The sequence below is a fragment of the Flavobacterium sp. UW10123 genome (assembly GCF_040538975.1).
Taxonomy (GTDB): domain Bacteria; phylum Bacteroidota; class Bacteroidia; order Flavobacteriales; family Flavobacteriaceae; genus Flavobacterium.
The window spans coordinates 49,571-67,963 of sequence record NZ_JBEWQE010000015.1; the positions used below are offsets into that span (position 1 = coordinate 49,571).

Annotated in this window: 17 protein-coding genes; 14 read left to right on the forward strand and 3 right to left on the reverse strand. The window is 34.6% G+C overall.

The annotated features are described in order from the left end of the window. Positions 1-30 precede the first annotated feature (30 nt). Together ABXT06_RS17625 and ABXT06_RS17630 are read right to left on the reverse strand one after the other, a co-directional pair. Entirely contained in the window at positions 31-1,965 is a 1,935-nt protein-coding gene (locus ABXT06_RS17625; protein ID WP_354591914.1) for an amino acid permease, read from the reverse strand. A gap of 346 nt (positions 1,966-2,311) precedes the next feature. Further along, a complete protein-coding gene (locus ABXT06_RS17630) occupies positions 2,312-5,218 on the reverse strand; it encodes an FAD-binding and (Fe-S)-binding domain-containing protein (RefSeq protein WP_354591915.1) in 2,907 nt (968 codons plus the stop codon). Positions 5,219-5,417: 199 nt separating this feature from the next. Between ABXT06_RS17630 and ABXT06_RS17635 the strand changes: the two genes are divergently transcribed. Further along, the gene (locus ABXT06_RS17635; protein ID WP_354591916.1) at positions 5,418-6,230 is read left to right on the forward strand and encodes a mechanosensitive ion channel family protein; all 813 of its coding nucleotides are present in this window, start codon (positions 5,418-5,420) and stop codon (positions 6,228-6,230) included. A 281-nt stretch (positions 6,231-6,511) separates the two neighbouring features. Here the strand turns inward: ABXT06_RS17635 and ABXT06_RS17640 are convergent, their stop codons facing one another. Next, positions 6,512-6,946, reverse strand: coding sequence for a DUF6896 domain-containing protein (locus ABXT06_RS17640; protein WP_354591917.1), 435 nt, complete (start codon positions 6,944-6,946; stop codon positions 6,512-6,514). A 70-nt stretch (positions 6,947-7,016) separates the two neighbouring features. Between ABXT06_RS17640 and ABXT06_RS17645 the strand changes: the two genes are divergently transcribed. The 13 genes from ABXT06_RS17645 (at position 7,017) to ABXT06_RS17705 (ending at position 18,377) form a co-directional block, all read left to right on the forward strand. Next, positions 7,017-7,913 (forward strand): hypothetical protein, encoded by an 897-nt coding sequence (locus tag ABXT06_RS17645; RefSeq protein WP_354591918.1) that lies wholly within the window; start codon positions 7,017-7,019, stop codon positions 7,911-7,913. A gap of 189 nt (positions 7,914-8,102) precedes the next feature. Continuing rightward, on the forward strand, positions 8,103-8,336 hold the full coding sequence (locus ABXT06_RS17650; RefSeq protein ID WP_354591919.1) for a hypothetical protein: 234 nt from the start codon (positions 8,103-8,105) through the stop codon (positions 8,334-8,336). A 260-nt stretch (positions 8,337-8,596) separates the two neighbouring features. After that, positions 8,597-9,805 carry an anhydro-N-acetylmuramic acid kinase gene (locus tag ABXT06_RS17655; protein WP_354591920.1) on the forward strand — a complete coding sequence of 403 codons (1,209 nt, stop codon included), beginning with the start codon at positions 8,597-8,599 and terminating at the stop codon, positions 9,803-9,805. Positions 9,806-10,042: 237 nt separating this feature from the next. Then, the gene (locus ABXT06_RS17660; RefSeq protein WP_354591921.1) at positions 10,043-11,617 is read left to right on the forward strand and encodes a glycoside hydrolase family 10-like protein; all 1,575 of its coding nucleotides are present in this window, start codon (positions 10,043-10,045) and stop codon (positions 11,615-11,617) included. Then, positions 11,604-12,875, forward strand: coding sequence for an MFS transporter (locus tag ABXT06_RS17665; RefSeq protein ID WP_354591922.1), 1,272 nt, complete (start codon positions 11,604-11,606; stop codon positions 12,873-12,875). The genes ABXT06_RS17660 and ABXT06_RS17665 overlap by 14 nt, the downstream gene beginning before the upstream one ends. A 21-nt stretch (positions 12,876-12,896) precedes the next feature. Further along, positions 12,897-13,238 (forward strand): tetratricopeptide repeat protein, encoded by a 342-nt coding sequence (locus tag ABXT06_RS17670; RefSeq protein ID WP_111377772.1) that lies wholly within the window; start codon positions 12,897-12,899, stop codon positions 13,236-13,238. A 191-nt stretch (positions 13,239-13,429) separates the two neighbouring features. Next, positions 13,430-13,879, forward strand: a complete 450-nt coding sequence (locus tag ABXT06_RS17675) for a GNAT family N-acetyltransferase (RefSeq protein ID WP_354591923.1) — start codon at positions 13,430-13,432, stop codon at positions 13,877-13,879. A gap of 2 nt (positions 13,880-13,881) precedes the next feature. After that, positions 13,882-15,495, forward strand: a complete 1,614-nt coding sequence (locus ABXT06_RS17680) for a glycoside hydrolase family 3 protein (RefSeq protein ID WP_354591924.1) — start codon at positions 13,882-13,884, stop codon at positions 15,493-15,495. A gap of 123 nt (positions 15,496-15,618) precedes the next feature. Continuing rightward, entirely contained in the window at positions 15,619-16,257 is a 639-nt protein-coding gene (locus ABXT06_RS17685; protein ID WP_012024184.1) for a peroxiredoxin, read from the forward strand. A gap of 225 nt (positions 16,258-16,482) precedes the next feature. Further along, complete coding sequence (locus ABXT06_RS17690) at positions 16,483-16,791, forward strand: thioredoxin family protein (RefSeq protein ID WP_008462030.1); 309 nt, start codon at positions 16,483-16,485, stop codon at positions 16,789-16,791. A gap of 66 nt (positions 16,792-16,857) precedes the next feature. Next, complete coding sequence (locus ABXT06_RS17695) at positions 16,858-17,115, forward strand: DUF6952 family protein (protein WP_354591925.1); 258 nt, start codon at positions 16,858-16,860, stop codon at positions 17,113-17,115. A gap of 376 nt (positions 17,116-17,491) precedes the next feature. Then, positions 17,492-17,989 carry a thiol peroxidase gene (tpx, locus tag ABXT06_RS17700; RefSeq protein WP_354591926.1) on the forward strand — a complete coding sequence of 166 codons (498 nt, stop codon included), beginning with the start codon at positions 17,492-17,494 and terminating at the stop codon, positions 17,987-17,989. 13 nt (positions 17,990-18,002) lie between these two features. Next, on the forward strand, positions 18,003-18,377 hold the full coding sequence (locus tag ABXT06_RS17705; protein WP_057119332.1) for a diacylglycerol kinase family protein: 375 nt from the start codon (positions 18,003-18,005) through the stop codon (positions 18,375-18,377). The last annotated feature ends 16 nt before the right edge of the window (positions 18,378-18,393 follow it).

An 18,393-nucleotide genomic window follows, 5' to 3' on the forward strand; every position in this document is an offset into this window, starting at 1 on the left:
AACGGCTTTTAGTGTGTACATTTTTATTTCTTATCCTATATTTTCAGTATTCAGTTTACTGTTTTTTCTACTGTACGTAAAGTAGATCACTAAACCGATAATTAACCAGATTGTAAAATAAATCCAGTTCCAAACGCTTAATTCTGCCATCATGTAAAGGCAACAGATTAATCCTAAAAGCGGAATTAAAGATAGATTTTTTCTGAATGCCCAAACCGCCAATCCAACTAAAACAAACAAGAATATCCACATTGGAATTTTGTGTTTGAATAAACTAAAACCTGATTCATATTTTGCAGAATCTGCAATTGGCAAGCCTTTTACAACTTCAGCATATTTTACTTCGTCATCTTGATATTGTCCTAATAAATGTTCTAAATCTGATGTTTCTGCAGTTTTGTTATTTACTTCGATACTTTCTAGGTATTTAAAAACCTGCTCAGATTCTGATTTATCTAGTGAAGTTACAATCGAAGTCGCATCATAAATCTGCGGATCGTTATTAATAAATGCCATTGTCGCTTTACTATTAAATGCAAAAGCATAATACAAGCCCACAATCATTAATATTGGCAAAATGAATTTTGAATTGATATAAGGCGTTTTGAATTTACCTCTTGGAATTTCTGGTTTATTCTGTAAAACTAGAACTCCTGCACAAACTAATACAAAGGCAAACAAAGTTCCGATACTGCATAAATCGGTAACCATTGTCAAGTTTAAAAATAAAGCTGGAACAGCCACTACAAATCCCGTTACAATAGTTGCAAAAGAAGGCGTTTTGAATTTTGGGTGAACAGTTGAGAATTTCTTTGGCAGTAAACCATCACGACTCATACTCATCCAAATACGTGGTTGTCCCATTTGAAAAACCAATAAAACGCTCGCCATCGCCACTACTGCACTTACTGCAATAATTCCTGACATCCATTTTAAGTCTAATTTATCGAAAACAAATGCAAGAGGATCTCCAACATTTAATTCGTGATATTTTACCATTCCTGTCAAAACCAAAGCGATAGCTATATAAAGAATTGTACAAATAATAATAGCCCACATCATTCCGCGTGGTAAATCTCTTTGCGGATTTTTACATTCTTCGGCAGTTGTTGAAATCGCGTCAAAACCAATGTAAGCAAAGAATACGGCAGAAACTCCTTTTAAAACTCCGCTAACACCATTTGGCGCAAACGGATCCCAGTTTGCTGTATCTACATAAAAAATTCCGACAGCGATAACTAAAAGAACCACACAAAGTTTTACTACAACCATTAAATTACTCGCATTACGAGATTCTTTCATTCCTCTATAAACCAACGCTGTAATCAGAATAATAATGAATAATGCTGGTATATCGGTTACGAAATGAAAAGATCCAATTGTTGGCGCAGTTGTCCAGGCTGTATGCGCTTGCTGTAAAGCGACACTTAAATTTTCGAATGATTTTCCGCCTCGCATTAAGGCCTCGGCATCTTTAAATCCGTTTGAAGCAGTTAAGTAATCCATCTGAATCCATTGCGGTAAATGAATTCCGCCACTCTGGAGAAGTCCCGTAAAATAATCACTCCACGATATGGCGACGGTTATATTTCCAACGGCATATTCCATGATTAAAGCCCAGCCAATTATCCAAGCAATTAATTCTCCAAAAGCTACATACGAATAGGTGTACGCACTTCCAGAAACTGGAACCATTGAAGCAAATTCTGCATAAGCAAATGCAGCAAAACTACATGCCAAAGCAGTAAATAAGAATAAGAAGATTACAGCTGGTCCGCCATCTGCACTGGCTTTTCCAATGGTGCTAAAAATTCCCGCTCCAACAATCGCTGCTATTCCAAAAGCCGTTAAATCCCTAGTTGTCAAATGTTTCCCTAAGGCATTATGACCATCTGTTTCGTTCTGTGCAACCTGCTTCAGAATATCCTGTACTGTTTTCTTTCGGAATAAACTTGAAAATGCCATATAATGTTTTACTGTTATAAATTAATTTAATTCAGTTCTTTTTGTTTTATTTTGCAAATAATGCAAAAAATATCTTGATTTCAAATATATAAAACGATTTTGTTTTTACAGATGTTTTTTTTCTGCCACGAATTACACTAATTTCTCGAATTATTTTTTTTGCCACAGATTTAAAGGATTAAAAAGATTTTTCAATCTTCATCTAAATAATTCTTCACGCAGATTTCGCAGATTACTGCAGATTTTATTTATTTCAAAATTTTAAAATTACATCTGCAAGAAAAAATCTTTTTAATCCTTTAAATCTGTGGCAAAAAATCTTTGCGCTCTTTGCGGTTAGAAAACCTTACTTCAAGCAATTTCTTAAAATACTAACCGGATGCTGTGCTTCACGTTTTGTTCCATCATAAATTTGATGGCGGCAGCTGGTTCCCGCAGCGGCGATTTTTACATTTTCAGCAGTGTTTCTAACTTTCGGGAAAAGCGTATCCTCTCCCATTTGCATACTGACTTGATAATGCTCTTTTTCATAACCAAAAGAACCTGCCATTCCACAACAGCCTGAATTATAAACCGTAACTGTATTATTTTTAGGAAGATTCAGCATCGCAAAAGTAGCTTCAACAGAGCTTAAAGATTTCTGATGACAATGTCCATGGATCTTGATTTCTTTGGTCTCTTCTGAAAATGAATTGGCTGTGATTTTTCCGTCGATGATTTCTTTTTTGAAGAATTCTTCGATTGTAAATGCATTTCTAGATAACTTTTCTGCAGCTTCTTTATCATCCGCTAAACGAAGATATTCATCTCTGAAAGTTAAGATAGCAGAAGGTTCAATTCCGATTAAAGGCGCATTGGCTAAAACCAAATCTTTAAAAACATTTACGTTGTGATTCGCAATTTTCTTCGCTTCTTCCAAAAATCCTTTTGAAAGATACGTTCTTCCGCTTTCTTCATGATCGACAACCAAAACCTGATAACCCAATTTAGTCAACAATTCGAAAGCATCGATTCCGATATTGACGTCGTAGTAATTCGTGAATTCATCCACAAACAAATACAATCTTCCATTAGGAAAATCTGATGTTGCAGGTTTATTGTTTTGATACCATTTTCTAAAAGTCTTTTTCGCCAATAACGGAACTTGTCTTTCGGGTGCAATTCCCATAGTTTTTTTAACCAAAGATTGATTCGAAATAAAATTCGTAATCGTCGGGAATTTGCTCCCCATTTTATTCAATTTGGCATTGTTGGCAAAAATCTTGTTTCTAGTGGAGAATCCGTTTGCTTTTTGGTATTGGTATAAAAATTCCGCTTTTAGAGTCGCAACGTCAACATTACTTGGACATTCACTAGCACAGGCTTTACAGCTTACGCATAACTCAAAAACTTCGTATAATTCTTTCTGGTCAAATTTGTTTTCTTTTTCAGAATACGTCAAATATTCACGTAATGCATTTGCTCTTGCTCGAGTCGTTTCTTTCTCGTTTCTAGTTGCACGATAACTTGGACACATCGCTCCTCCTGCCGATGGCATTTTTCTACAATCGCCAGAACCGTTACACTTTTCGGCAGCACGCAAAATTCCCAAACTGTCTGAGAAATCCTGAAACGTTTTAATATCTGGTTCTACTCTACCCGAAACTACACGATGATTTTCGTCCATTTTCAAGGCGTTGACAATCTTCCCGATATTTAAAACTGAATTCGGGTCAAATGCCAATTTTAATCTTTTCAGCAATTCGTAATTCTTATCGCCAATCATAAACGGAATAAACTCTCCACGCACGATTCCGTCGCCATGCTCACCACTTAGCGAACCTCTATATTTCTTCACCAAATGCGCTACTTCCGTCGCAATGGTTCTGAATAATTTTAGATCTTCCGTTTTCTTCAAATTCAAAACCGGACGAAGGTGCAATTCTCCCGCACCCGCATGCGCATAATAAATCGCTTCCTGTCCGTGACGCAACATCATTGCAGAAAACTCTGCAATATACGCTGGTAAATCGCTTAATTCTACTGCCGTATCTTCAATAGAATCGGCTGCTTTATCGTCGCCTACAATACTTCCTAAAAGACCTAATCCTGCTTTTCTAAGTTCGTTGGCTTTATCAATATCAGCTCCAAATAATTTAACGCTGGCATATCCAAAATTATGTTTCTCTAAATCGTCAATTAATGCGTTTGCTTGATTTTCGGCATCTTCTAAAGTGTGTGATGCCACTTCAAACAGCATAATCGCTTTTGGTTCTCCAACCAAAAAGAAACGGTTTTTAATATGTTCCCGATTTGTTTTAGTACAATCCAAAATCGTATCGTCGATCATTTCACAAGTGTACAAATGGTGTTTCATAGCCACCACAACAGATTCTAAAGATTCCTGAATCGTATGATAATGTGCCACGACCATAATACTGTGAGGTGGCGGCAAATCGTCAACTTTTAAAGTTACTTCGGTTGTGAAGGCTAAAGTTCCTTCGCTTCCGCAAAGCAGTTTTCCGAGGTTTATTGTCGGTTCAGTTCCGCCAAATAATTCAGATTTTAGCAAAATATCTACAGCATAACCCGTATTTCGTCTGTGAATTTCTGGTTTCGGAAATTCTCTTATAATTTCTTCCTGATTTTCTTTTACCGAAAGCTCGTCGTAAACGCTCTTATAAATTTTATTTTCTAAAGAATCGCCTTTGGTTTTCTCGATAAATTCTGCCGAAGTCAATTCGCCAAAAGTCACTTCCGATCCATCGCTCAAAATCGCTTTTACTTCCGCAATTTTATCACGCGTAACGCCATAACGAATCGAAGTAGTTCCCGAAGAATTATTTCCTACCATTCCGCCAATCATTGCACGGTTTGATGTTGATGTAATTGGTGCAAAGAAAACGCCGTAAGGTTTTAAATATAAGTTCAATTCATCGCGAATAACTCCAGGCTGAACCGTAACCGTTTTTTTCTCGGCATTATAACCTAATATTTTCGTGAAATGCTTCGAAACATCCACCACAAGTCCGTCGCCAACAGCTTGTCCTGCCAATGAAGTTCCTGCAGTTCTTGGTGTGATCGAAATATTATGTTCTGCCGCAAAGCGAATTAACCTGCTGATATCTGCTGTAAATTTAGGCAAAGCCACCGCATTTGGCCGAATCCGATACACCGATGCGTCTGTCGAATAAAGTGTTTTATGAAGATCATCGTATAAAAGTGTGCCTTCGAGTTCGCTGGCTAATTGCTCTAAATGAGATTGGGTCAACATGTTAAATGGTGCTTTTTCTTTAAAATAATTGCTCAAAAATTGAGACAACAAATATAAAGATATAGCGGTTTAAAATGTACAAAATGGCAATTTATCTAAACCTCAGCCTCGCATTTTTATAAAATTAAAGTCGAATTCTATAAACACTCCCAATATCGAAATCGTAATTTTAGGAATTTACATTTTACGCCTTATTATCATGGAAAATTTCGTTCAGGACGTCTTTAAACATTTAGAAAACTATTATTACAGTATTGTCGATCTTACGCCAAAATTTATTCTGGCCGTTGTCGTAATTCTTGTTTCATGGTTTATCGCAACGCGAATTGGCCTCTTTGCGGGAAACCGACTCAAAGCCAGAATGCACGACCGACTTCTAGCGACTTTTATTGCCCGTTTAATCAAATCGGTTCTGATAATTATTGGAGTTCTCTTCATGTTCAAAATTATCGGACTTGATGGCGTTGCGCAAAGCATGCTTGCCGGTGCGGGAATCTCGGCTTTTGTTATTGGCTTTGCGCTTAAAGATATTGGTGAAAATTTCCTTGCCGGAATTCTGCTCGCTTTCAAACGTCCGTTTTCTATTGGCGATATTATCGAAAGCAATGGCGTAAAAGGCGAAGTCATCAACCTCAACCTGCGCGATACCGAAGTAAAAAGCGATTCTAAAATCATTTATATTCCGAACGCGCTTCTTATAAAAAACACTTTAATTAATTACAACAGCGAAGGTTTTCTGCTCCAGACTTTCACAATCGGACTAGAATATGGTTCAGACTATACCCGCGCCATCGAACTCGTAAAAGAAGTTCTAGGCAACAGCGAAGAAGTAACCGAAAAAGACCACGAAAATGCCGCCGTAATTACCGATGTTGCCGCCGCAGGTATTATTCAGCTCAATGTTCGTTATTGGGTTAAAACTGCATCAACAATTCAAAACTCAGAATGCCGTTCTAAGATTATTGCTGCTGTTTTGAAGAAATTGAAAGAAAATGAATTTGTGTTGAAATAAGGTACAAAGGCTCAAAGTTACAAAGTGACAAAGGTTTTCTCTCTAAATCAATTGTCATCTTGAGCGATCTTATATCCATCGAAAAGGCTCATAAAAACATAAAAAACGATTGTCACCCTGAGCGGAGTCGAAGGCTTATGAAAACGAAAACATCGTCTTTTGGAATTTGGGATTTTAATAAGGAGCTATTTCCTGCTGTCCGCAATATCTTTTACGCCGAACCCCGGCGCAAAAGGATGCCGCTCCCATCAGGGCTAGAACACTCAGTTTCATTAGAAAATTTACTGAATAAAAAAAGACTCTTCTACAACTCTATAACATTTAAAGACACATCCAAAAGCTTTGCCTTCAACTCCTTCAATAGTTATCCAATTTAAAAGTCCTTTGTTTATAAGCTGAAACAATTCATATTCAATATAATCTTCACTATAATTTAATTTCTGATATTCAGGATGAGTTCTAATAAGTTCTGTGAGATCCCATTGCGTGAAAGTAATCTCGTTTATTGAAATATCATAAGTATAAATAACACCATCTTTTTTAACAGTGCAGCCACTTCCGTGAAAATAATATTCAATTCCGTTAATTGATCCTACTCTTTCAAAAAAAGTTCGAGAAAACGAACATGGATTTATGTTTTGTTTGTATTTATCTTTTAATAAAGCTTCGAAGCTTCTGATGAAATTAATGTAGTCTGTTAAGATTTTTTCGATCATAATTAAAAACAAATATCCAAAACTTTTTATATTTAGCCTGACATTCTTTTAAAATAATTCCAAATATACAATGGCAACAGATGGCGTAAAAATAATTGATGGTGATTTAGCTCGAGATACTTACGAATCAATAATGGATTTATATGACAGCGACGCAACTATAGAAACCATTAAAAAAGAAATTCCTTTTATCATAGAAGATTACGGCGACAATACCGATTTCTATCACGAAATATTTGTAACCTCGTATGCACTTGCTTTTTGGGAAATTGGTGAATTAACCAAAGAAATTCTTGAAGAAGTAAAACGTGTTATTGAACTAAAAGCTGGGGTAAAAACCTGGACTGAAGAATGTGATGCCAATGAAGGTAAAAAAAGGCAAAAAGAGCTTGATAAACTTTTAAAGAAAATAAGTCAGCCAAATTTAAAAGTTAGAAAAAGAAAAAAATACAGGATTATTAAAAATCTATATTTTCAGCCAAATGATTTGTTAACTTTCCAACTTTCAGACAATAATTATTATGCCGTAATTTGCGCCAAAGTTACACAACAAAGAGGACAATGTTCATATGATTTGGCTGTCACAACATATAAAGGCATAAACAAGCCAACTGTTGAAGATTTAAAATCTTGTTTCATTTCTGGCAGAAAAATTCCTTCAACTTATGATTGGAAAACAATTTTAGAGCAACAACCAAATGTAGATGAAATTTGGGAATATGCTAATCAAGATAATTTTTTATTTGGACTTTGCTATCATTTAGTAACTCATAGAGATATTATATCTTTTAAAGATAAATTTGAAGTTATTGGTACACTTAAAATTAAAGAAAGTTTCAAAAAAGATGGAAGCTATGGTTATGAATCTTCTTTTGATAGATTTGAAAGCATATTTTCTGATCTTGATAATCATATGAAAATATTTCGTGAAGAAAAATATCCTGTAACTTTACTTTGTGAATTTTAAAAATATATTATTTTTCTTACTTTTTGTAGTTTTTTTTTGATACTTTTACAACTCTTAAACTACGACCTTAAGAACTAAATAGGCTTTGCCCTTGTATTATGTGGACGGTATCGGAAACGACCGTAACGCTGTCGTAGGCGTTAGAACCACTAATTTACAAGGGTTTTATTATTTTTAAACTACGACTTTATGAATGCAAACACAATTTCAAAACAAACCGAAATCAAGCTTTTGAATTTTTTCAACGACAGAATCGATCCTGTTGAAATGGCTAAAACTTTAAGGCAAGTAAATTTTACACTCGCTTTATGTGTTTTGAGCGAACATGAAACATTTCAAAGCGAAATCATCAGATTAAGAGACAGTTTTTATTGGCTCAATGAATTAGCAGAAACTTTAAATCCATATTTGGAGGTGGAGTAAAATTTAAAAGAGAACCCTCGATTTTTGAAATCGAGGGTTCTCTTTTAGTAAGCGATAAACTTTGTGGGCGCGAGCGGGACGCTCGTGCCCACAAAGCATTTCCCCGCATTAATTAACTTATCTATAAATATTGCATCGTGATGGAATTTCTGTTAATTCTTGTAATTAGAAACAATAAAATCTCTTTTTTCTAAATTTATATGCAAAATAATCCCATTTTAGCGTTTCCAAATTAATTTCGTTTTTTAAGATTAGTTCAAATGAATAAAAATATAAAAACTCTCTACGAAATTGCTCAAAAAGAGACTCGAAAAATATTAGGTTTAATGTCAGGAACTTCACTTGATGGACTTGACTTAGCTCTTTGCGAAGTTTCGGGCGAAGGTGAAAACACGGTTGTCAAAATTCAAGAATTTGAAACCATTGACTACAACGACGATATTAAAACCGAAATCAGAAAAGTATTCGCTCAGAAAACAATCGACTTTCAACATTTGGTTTTATTAAATGAATGGATTGCAAACCTTCATGCTGGAATGATTAACGATTGTCTTTCAAAATGGAATATTCCCGCAAGCGAAGTCGATTTGATTGCTTCGCACGGACAAACGGTTCTGCACGCGCCAAAATTTTTACATCAGCAAGAAAAATTTCCAAATGCGACTTTACAGATTGGCGACGGCGATCATATTGCGGTAAAAACGGGAATTATTACACTTTCAGATTTTAGACAAAAACATGTTGCTGCAGGTGGCGAAGGTGCGCCTTTGGCGGTTTATGGCGATTATTTGTTATTCAGCAAAAAAGGAGAAAATCGAATTATGCTCAACATGGGCGGAATCGCAAATTTCACTTATTTGCCCGCTTCACAAAACGCCGAGGAAGTTTTTGTAACCGATACAGGAACAGCAAATACCTTAATCGATATTTTCACCAAACAATTTTTCCCTGAAAAAAGCTTTGACAAAGATGCTAAAATTGCTAAAAAAGGCACTGTAAATCAAGATCTTTTAAGCAAATTAAAAAGCGATGCTTTCTTCCAGAAAAGCTTCCCGAAAACAATTGGTCAGGAATTATTCAACCACGAGTTTGTAAACTCAGCTTTGGTAAAATTAGGATTAGAAAACATTTCGGCACCAGATTTGCTGGCAACTTTAACACGCCTAAGCGCCGAAACGATTGCCGAAGCAGTTTTGTTTGTTGTAGAAAATACTAAAACACCAATCGAAGAGTTTACAGTTTATATGTCTGGCGGTGGCGCAAGAAATCCGTTAATGGTAAGCTGGTTACAAGAATTATTGTCTTGTAAATTTGAAAAAAGCGACGTTCTCGGAATTTCGGGCGATGCGAAAGAAGCCGTTTTATTTGCCGTTTTGGCCAATGAAACTGTTGCTGGAGGAAATTATAATTTTGGTTCACAAAAAGGAATTCCATCGGTAACCATGGGAAAAATTTCTTTTCCAAGCTAAATATTTTCAGCCACGAATTACACGAATTTTCACGAATTCTTTTTCTGCCACAGATTAAAGGATTTCTAGGGTTAATCATTTTAATCTATATAATCTGTGGCAAAAAAAAATATTATGATTACAGTAATTACACAATTTTTTGTTCTTAATTATTCTTTTCAAAAATAATTTGTGAAAATTCGTGTAATTCGTGGCAAAACAGACTATTTTTGGTTCTTGTTAAAATAAACATTTGAAATGCATAAAAATCAGCACTTACTATACTCTATCATACTTTTATTTTTCTTTGGATTGAAATCATTTTCACAAGAAAAAATACCGCATCCTAAAAATGAATTTAGAGGAGTCTGGATTGCAACTGTAGTAAATATTGACTGGCCAAAAACAAGCACAGACAACGTAGAAAAAGAAAAGGCTGATTATCTTGAAATTTTAGAAGCTTACAAAAAACTAAATTACAATGCTGTAATTGTTCAAGTTAGAAGCGTCGGCGACGCTATTTATCCTTCAGAATTTGCACCTTGGTCGCGATTTTTAACAGGAAAAGAAGGTTTGGCTCCAAATCCATACTACGATACTTTGGCTTGGATGATCGAACAGGCACACAACCGCGGATTTGAATTTCATGCTTGGTTAAATCCTTACCGCGCCACTTTCGATTTAAATAAAAATCTTTTAAGTCCAAATCATGATCTTTTTAAACATCCAGAATGGATGATTGAATATGGAGGAAAGTATTATTATGATCCAGCTTTGCCAGAAGTTCAGGCACATTTAACAAAAGTGGTAAAAGAAGTCGTTGACAAATATGATATCGATGCGATTCATTTCGACGATTATTTTTATCCGTATGCTGTTCCAGGAAAAGTATTTAACGATAATGCCTCGTATCAAAAATATGGCGCAGGTTTAAGCCGTTCAGATTGGCGCCGTGCAAATGTGAGCAACTTTGTACACGCAATTTCGACAACCATAAAAGAAAGCAAGCCTTGGGTACAATTTGGAATTAGTCCGTTTGGGGTTTGGCGAAACAAATCTCAAGATCCGAGAGGTTCTGAAACTCAATCTACATCAAATTACGACGATTTATACGCAGATCCGATGTTATGGATGGATCAGAACTGGATCGATTATATTTTGCCACAATTGTATTGGAGTATGAATAATACAAGAGCTTCTTATTCTAAATTGGTAAAATGGTGGTCTGAGAATACTAATCCAAACACTGCTATCTACATCGGACATGCTACCTACAAAATTAGAGGTGATGGTGATAAAAGCTGGAATTTTATGACCGAAATTCCAACACAAATTGATTTTTTAAGAACCTTTAAAAATGTTTCTGGAAGTGCTTATTTCAGTTCAAAATGGTTCATGGGCAAAAACTTCGATGTTGTTCGTCATTTAGAAGAAAATCAATATAAATATCCTGCTCTTCCTGCAGCGGTTCCTAATTTAAAACATGTTATTATCGATACTCCAAAAGTTTTGGAATATAGTAAAGACAGCATTAAATATAACTTTACATTCCAAAGTCCGCTAAATACAAAAGTACGTTATATGGTGGTTTATGGTGGTGATCATATTTCGAAAATTGATATCAACGATGCGTCAAAAATTATCGAAAAAGTAACCGTAAAAGAAGTTGACGGAAAAATTACTTTTGCCATTGCCGCAGGAAAACTTAATCTTTACAAAGCCTGCGCTGTAACTTTTATTGATTATTATGCTAATGAAAGCACTCCAACTGCTATTGACCTAAAAAAACCTTATAAAAACTATACACCAAATCAACCTAATGAAAACAGATAATAAACCTTGGTTCTGGATTCCGCTTCTTAATTTCGCATCTGGATTACCGTATGCCATCATTATTTCGGTTTCGGTAATTATGTACAAAAATCTAGGAATTTCAAATGAAGACATTGGAGTTTATACCAGTTTATTATACCTTCCTTGGGTTATTAAACCGCTTTGGAGTCCGCTTATTGAATTGATCGGAACCAAAAGAAAATGGTTTTTATTGATGCAGTTAATAATTTCTATTTCCTTTTTGCTGGTCGGATTTGTAATTCCAACAAACGGATTTTTCATCATGTCTTTGGCCATATTTTGGGTTGCCGCTTTCGCTTCGGCATCTAACGATATTGCTACTGACGGCTTTTATTTATTGGTTTTACCAGAAGACAAACAATCTTTCTTTATCGGAATCAGAAGTACTTTTTACAGACTTTCTATGCTTGCAGGAAACGGTTTGGTAGTACTTTTTGCCGGATATTTGGAACATAAATTTGGAGACAACACCAAAGCTTGGTCGTATACCATGATTTGCGTTGGTTTATTGATGACATTTATTACCGCTTACAATTTTATTTTTACGCCAAAAAATGAAATCAATGTTGTAGAGAGCAGTAAAGAAACATCGCATCAAAACTTTGGAACCATATTTATCAATTTCTTCAAGAAAAAACAAATCGGATTAATTCTTGCCTTTGTTTTAGTTTTCAGATTAGGAGAATCGCAATTGCTAAAAATGTTAAGTCCTTTTTTACTAGATTCTAAAGAACTTGGAGGAATGGGATTAGACACCGAAGCCGTTGGAATCATTTACGGAACATTTGGAGTTGCTGCATTGACTTTAGGAGGAATTCTGGGAGGAATTGCCATTTCACGACATGGCCTTACCAAATGGATGTTTCCAATGTTTTTAACCATGCATTTACCAATTATTGGCTTTATTCTATTAGCATTTTTTCACCCAACCTCAATTTATTACATTTATATCGTCGTTATTTTAGAACAATTTGGCTATGGTTTTGGTTTTACGGCATTTATGATGTATTTAATTCATGTTGCTGAAGGAGAATCAAAAACAGCACATTATGCATTGGCAACAGGATTTATGGCAATGGGAATGATGCTGCCAGGAATGTTAAGTGGCTACATTCAACAATATTTAGGCTATGGAAACTTCTTCATTTGGGTTTTAATAGCTACAATTCCAGGTCTTATTTTATCACGTTTTTTAACTTTCCCAAAAGATTTTGGGAAGAAATCAGAAGAAGTTTAAACCCCAAATCAAACTTTACCTATGGAAATCAATGAGAATTTGCAGAACGAACGAAATCTGAAAGGATCGGAGTTCGAAAAAAATGGAAATCTTGAAAAAGCGATTGAGTTGTATGAAGAAAATGTTGCAGAAGGCTTTAAAGGAAATCACCCTTACGATCGATTAGCAACGATCTACAAAAACGAAAACGACCTCGAAAATGAAATTCGGGTTTTAGAAAAAGCAATTGTGGTTTATGAAATCATAACCATTGAAGACCGATTGGAAGGTTTGCCAAAACTTTTCCGTTTTAAAAACCGATTAGAAAAGGCGCTTGAAACCAAAAAACAATTGGCTAAACAAAAGAAAGCAAAGTTGAAGTAATTTTTACCATTAAGACATTAAGTAATTTAAGCCAAGCTTTATGAACTTTCTTATTGAAAAGAAGAGAATAAAGTAAAACTAAGGCGCTAAGCTTAATTTTCTTTTACCTCGAATAGATTAAGCAATTTAAGCCATAGCTTTATGAACTTAATGCCTTAATGGTAAAAACAAGATAACTAAAATTATTTGACATGGTTACTTTAAAACGTACAAATTCAGACGATATCGATTTTATAAATCTGGTTGTTTTATTAGATCAAGATTTAGCAATTCGAGATGGCGAAGATCATGCGTTTTATAATCAGTTTAATAAAACCGATAAAATAAAACACACGATTGTTTATTATGAAAACGGAATTCCTGTTGGCTGTGGTGCTTTTCGCGAAAAAGAACCAGAAACAACAGAAATTAAACGAATGTATGTTCATCCAGACCACAGAAAAAAAGGAATTGCTTCTGCCGTTCTAAAAGAACTTGAAATCTGGGCAAAAGAAGTCGGTTATACTTGTACCATTTTGGAAACTGGAAAAAATCAGCCAGAAGCCATCAACTTATATCAAAAATTAAATTATACCATCATTCCAAATTATCCGCCTTACGAAAAAATGGATAATAGTGTTTGCATGAAAAAGACTTTATAATAATGAAAATCACAGCCGAAGCATTACGACAAAAAATAGGACAATTTTTCTTTCCAGCAGTATTCATCAACGATACCGAAGAAAATATTCAAGAAACCGAACGCCTTATAAAAGAACATAATATTGGCGGACTAACCTTTTTTCACAGTCGTGCGAGCGCTGCAACCAATTACGAAAGCAAGAAAAAAGTAGTTTTCAATGATGACAGCTACGAAAAAATCAAAGCTTTGATTGTTCGTTATCAAAAAGCCGCTTCTACTCCACTTTTAATCAGTATTGATGCAGAATGGGGATTGGCAATGCGTATCGAAAAAACTCCTCAATATCCGTATGCGATTACGCTTGGCGCTTTGCCAGAAAGCAAAGCAAACTTAGTTTACGAAACTGGAAAACAAATTGGTTTAGATTTAAAAGCAGCTGGAATTCAATACAATTTATCGCCTTTGGCAGATATTAATAATAATCCAAATAATCCCGTTATCGGTTATCGTTCATTTGGTGAAAACAAACAAAAAGTAGCCGATTTTTCAGTTGAATATTTAAAAGGAATGTCGGAAGTTGGTGTTTTAGGATGTCTGAAACATTTTCCTGGACACGGAAATACGAATGTAGACTCGCATTTAGGATTGCCGGTTTTAAAGGAAACTTTAGAAGAATTATTGGATAACGAATTATATCCGTTCATTAAAGGAATTGAAAACAATGTCGATTCGATTATGATTGGACATTTGGCGGTTCCGAGTTTAAACGACGGAAAAGATACTTCTGCAACTTTATCAAAAGCAGTAATTCAAGATCTTTTACGTGATAAATTAGGTTATAATGGTTTGGTAATTTCTGATGCTTTAAACATGCACAGCGTTTCTAAATTGTACGAAACCAAAGGCCAATTAGAATGGGAAGCTTTTAATGCTGGAAATGATGTTTTATGTTTTGCCGAAAATGTTCCTGAAGGAATTGAAGCAATCTATAAAAATGCTTCTCCAGACCGTATTTTCGAAAGCTACAACCGAATCATGAAAGCCAAAGAAAAAGCCGGAATTCTTTCTGGAAATACTGCTGCTTCGGGCGAATTGGATTTCGCAAAAACATCAAAAATAAATTTAGAAATTGCTCAAAATGCCATTACTAAACTTATAGATAACTCAAGTGCTGAACTGGCTTTTGAAGCGCAGAAAAACAATAAACTTGCCAAATTGAGTTTATATAAAAATACTGAAAATACATTTTTCAAAACTTTAAATACAAAACTTAATTCGCCAGAATTTGCTTTTGAAAGTCTAGAAGTTTCAGATATTAATTCAATCCAAAAAGAATTAGAAAATTTCGATACTATTATCATTTCATTATTTGTTCCAAAAGCAAAACCGCTAAATAATTTCGAAATTGATGACGAAGTTTTAAACTTGCTTTCTGAATTATTGCAAGCCAAAAAGTGTATTATTTTTGTTTTTGGAAATCCGTATGCATTGCCTTTAATTCCTAATCTGAAAAAAGCTTCAGGATTAATTCAGGCGTACCAAGATTTTGAAGAATTTCAAAAAACAGCGGGAGTTCAATTTTTAGAAAAAAATAATTTCAACGGCGCTTTACCCGTAAATATTGATATTCAATAAATTACAACCACAAATAGCCAAAATTTATTAACTTATAAATTTTTATAATCACATCTTATTGTAAGAACCTGTACTTATGCCCTACTTTTGCAGCAAATAAATATTAAACGTAAAACGAAAATTATGTCTTTAGTAGGAAAAAAATTCCCAAGTATTGCAGTAGATGCTATCTCAGAAATGGGTGACAATTTAAAAATCAACATTTTTGAAGAAGCAGTAAACAACAATAAAAAAGTACTTTTATTTTGGTACCCAAAAGATTTTACTTTTGTATGTCCAACAGAATTACACGCCTTTCAAGCTGCTTTACCAGAATTTGAAAAAAGAAATACTATCGTAATTGGTGCTTCTTGTGATACAAACGAAGTTCACTTTGCTTGGTTAAATACTCCAAAAAACAATGGTGGAATCGAAGGTGTTACTTACCCAATCTTAGCTGATACAAACCGTAACTTAGCTAACATTTTAGGTATTCTTGATATCGAATCTACAAGCTATAGTGAAGATACAGATTCAGTTATCATCGAAGGTTCAAATGTAACTTACAGAGCTACTTATCTAATTGACGAGACTGGAAAAATTTTCCACGAAAGCGTAAACGATATGCCATTAGGACGTAACGTAAACGAATACTTAAGAATGGTTGACGCTTACACTCACATTCAAACTAAAGGTGAAGTTTGTCCTGCAAACTGGGAAGCTGGTAAAGAAGCAATGTCTGCTGACAGAATCAGTACTGCTGAATACTTAAGCGCAAACTAATTTTTTATAAAGGTACAAAGGTTCATAGGTACAGAGTTGCAAAGTTTTTTTGCTGCTCAAAAAATTATCCCATTGAACCTTTGTTACTTTAATTCTCCTCTAAAAAAATACCAAAGAATTTTATCGGTCTCAAACAACAAATGTAATTTGTTGCGATTTCTTATATAATTTAAAAAACTTTGAGCCTTTGAACCTTTGTAACTTTGAACCTTAAAAAATAAAGAAATGTTAATCGACTTAAACGAAGATACGTTAGCAGATTTAGTTGCTAAAAACGAAAAAGTAGTAGTACAATATTCAGCTTCATGGTGTGGAAATTGCCGTATTATGAAACCAAAATTCAAAAAATTAGCAACAGAAAATGAAGCTATCACTTTTGTTTTGGTTGATGCAGAAAATTCTCCTGAATCAAGAAAATTAGCTAATGTGAGTAACTTGCCAACATTCGCTACTTTCGTAAACGGACAATTAGTTGGTGAAACGCAAACTAACAAACAAGAAGTTTTAATTGACTTAGTAAACGCTATTGTTTAATTGGTTATTTGTTTATTCGTTTAATCGATTAAACAAAAAAACGATTTAACGCTTAAACAAAAAATTATGAAATTACCAGTAATTAAGCATTTAACACAATTCATCGAAGAAAACGATCAGGATTACATCATTGAAACGATCGAAGTTCTTGAAGCGATGACCGAAATTCCTTCTCTAAAAGACGAAGAATTAGACGTAATCGGTGAATTGATTTCAAATATGTACGGTGCCCTTGAAGTACAAAAATTGGTTACTCAAGGAACAGATAAAAAAGAAGCTTTAAATACGTTCATGAAACGTGTGTTAGGCTCAATCGATAAGTAAATCGGCCCCCTCCCAAGAATAAATAAAAAAACAAAGCTGAGAAAGCGTTTCTAATTTAGGGACGCTTTTTTTTAATTTATAGTCTCAGTGGCAGTTTTCAATCTCTCTGTTGACGCCATCTTTGTCAGGCTGAGCGGAGTCGAAGCCCACGTAAAGTAATTCTACAAAGATTAACTATTTATATTGCGCAATTCCGTACTCGGGCTTCGACTCCGCTCAGCCTGACAAGCATAATAAATCTAAAATAATTCGACAAAATCGTGAATTCGTGGCTACCCAAAAACGATCCTTAATCTCTCCTTAAACCGATAACAAATACTTTTAGATTCAAATATTAATCATTACTTTTGAGCCTCATTAATTTTAATCAAAAATCATGGCATCTATCACATTAGGAGGAAATCCAGTTCATACATCAGGTGAATTACCAGCAGTTGGATCGCAATTAGCTGACTTCAAATTAGTACAAAACGATTTATCTGTTGCTTCTTTAAGCACATTCGCTGGTAAAAAATTAGTTTTAAATATCTTCCCAAGTGTTGATACTGGAACTTGCGCAACATCTGTTAGAACTTTCAATGCAAGTGCAAGCGGATTAGAAAACACTACTGTTTTATGTATTTCTAGAGATTTACCTTTTGCTCAAAAACGTTTTTGTGGTGCTGAAGGTTTAGAAAATGTAGTAAACTTATCAGATTTTCAAACTGGTGCTTTCGGAAAAGCAAACGGATTAGAAATCGTTGACGGACCTTTAACAGGTTTACACTCAAGAGCAATCATTGTTGTTGATGCAGACGGAAAAGTCCTTCACACAGAACAAGTAGCAGAAATTGCAAACGAACCAAATTACGAAGCAGCTTTAGCAGCACTATAATATTTTCCAATAAATGGAGTTTCAAAAAGATAATACATTTGTTACAGGTCGATTAAAAAGTATGACCTATGCTTTTAACGGCGCTGTAAAATTAATTAAGACAGAACATAGCATTATGGTTCAATTCTCATTGGGAATTATCATGACAATTGCTGGGTTCTATTTTCATATTTCTCAAACCGAATGGCTGTGTCAAACTCTGGCAATCGGTTTAGTTTTAGCTATCGAAGGGTTGAATACAGCAGTTGAAAAAATTGCCGATTTTATCCATCCTGATTATAGCAAACGAATAGGTTTTATTAAAGATATTGCTGCAGGGGCAGTATTTTTTGCTGCAATGACTGCAATAGCAATAGGCTTGATTATTTATATTCCAAAATTTATTTAGGCAAAGGAAAACGCAA

Coding starts and splice junctions, on each gene's coding strand:
- ABXT06_RS17625 (WP_354591914.1), bottom strand. CDS start 1,965: ATGGCATTTTCAAGTTTATTCCGAAAGAAAACAGTACAGGATATTCTG.
- ABXT06_RS17630 (WP_354591915.1), bottom strand. CDS start 5,218: ATGTTGACCCAATCTCATTTAGAGCAATTAGCCAGCGAACTCGAAGGC.
- ABXT06_RS17635 (WP_354591916.1), top strand. CDS start 5,418: ATGGAAAATTTCGTTCAGGACGTCTTTAAACATTTAGAAAACTATTAT.
- ABXT06_RS17640 (WP_354591917.1), bottom strand. CDS start 6,946: ATGATCGAAAAAATCTTAACAGACTACATTAATTTCATCAGAAGCTTC.
- ABXT06_RS17645 (WP_354591918.1), top strand. CDS start 7,017: ATGGCAACAGATGGCGTAAAAATAATTGATGGTGATTTAGCTCGAGAT.
- ABXT06_RS17650 (WP_354591919.1), top strand. CDS start 8,103: ATGAATGCAAACACAATTTCAAAACAAACCGAAATCAAGCTTTTGAAT.
- ABXT06_RS17655 (WP_354591920.1), top strand. CDS start 8,597: ATGAATAAAAATATAAAAACTCTCTACGAAATTGCTCAAAAAGAGACT.
- ABXT06_RS17660 (WP_354591921.1), top strand. CDS start 10,043: ATGCATAAAAATCAGCACTTACTATACTCTATCATACTTTTATTTTTC.
- ABXT06_RS17665 (WP_354591922.1), top strand. CDS start 11,604: ATGAAAACAGATAATAAACCTTGGTTCTGGATTCCGCTTCTTAATTTC.
- ABXT06_RS17670 (WP_111377772.1), top strand. CDS start 12,897: ATGGAAATCAATGAGAATTTGCAGAACGAACGAAATCTGAAAGGATCG.
- ABXT06_RS17675 (WP_354591923.1), top strand. CDS start 13,430: ATGGTTACTTTAAAACGTACAAATTCAGACGATATCGATTTTATAAAT.
- ABXT06_RS17680 (WP_354591924.1), top strand. CDS start 13,882: ATGAAAATCACAGCCGAAGCATTACGACAAAAAATAGGACAATTTTTC.
- ABXT06_RS17685 (WP_012024184.1), top strand. CDS start 15,619: ATGTCTTTAGTAGGAAAAAAATTCCCAAGTATTGCAGTAGATGCTATC.
- ABXT06_RS17690 (WP_008462030.1), top strand. CDS start 16,483: ATGTTAATCGACTTAAACGAAGATACGTTAGCAGATTTAGTTGCTAAA.
- ABXT06_RS17695 (WP_354591925.1), top strand. CDS start 16,858: ATGAAATTACCAGTAATTAAGCATTTAACACAATTCATCGAAGAAAAC.
- tpx (WP_354591926.1), top strand. CDS start 17,492: ATGGCATCTATCACATTAGGAGGAAATCCAGTTCATACATCAGGTGAA.
- ABXT06_RS17705 (WP_057119332.1), top strand. CDS start 18,003: ATGGAGTTTCAAAAAGATAATACATTTGTTACAGGTCGATTAAAAAGT.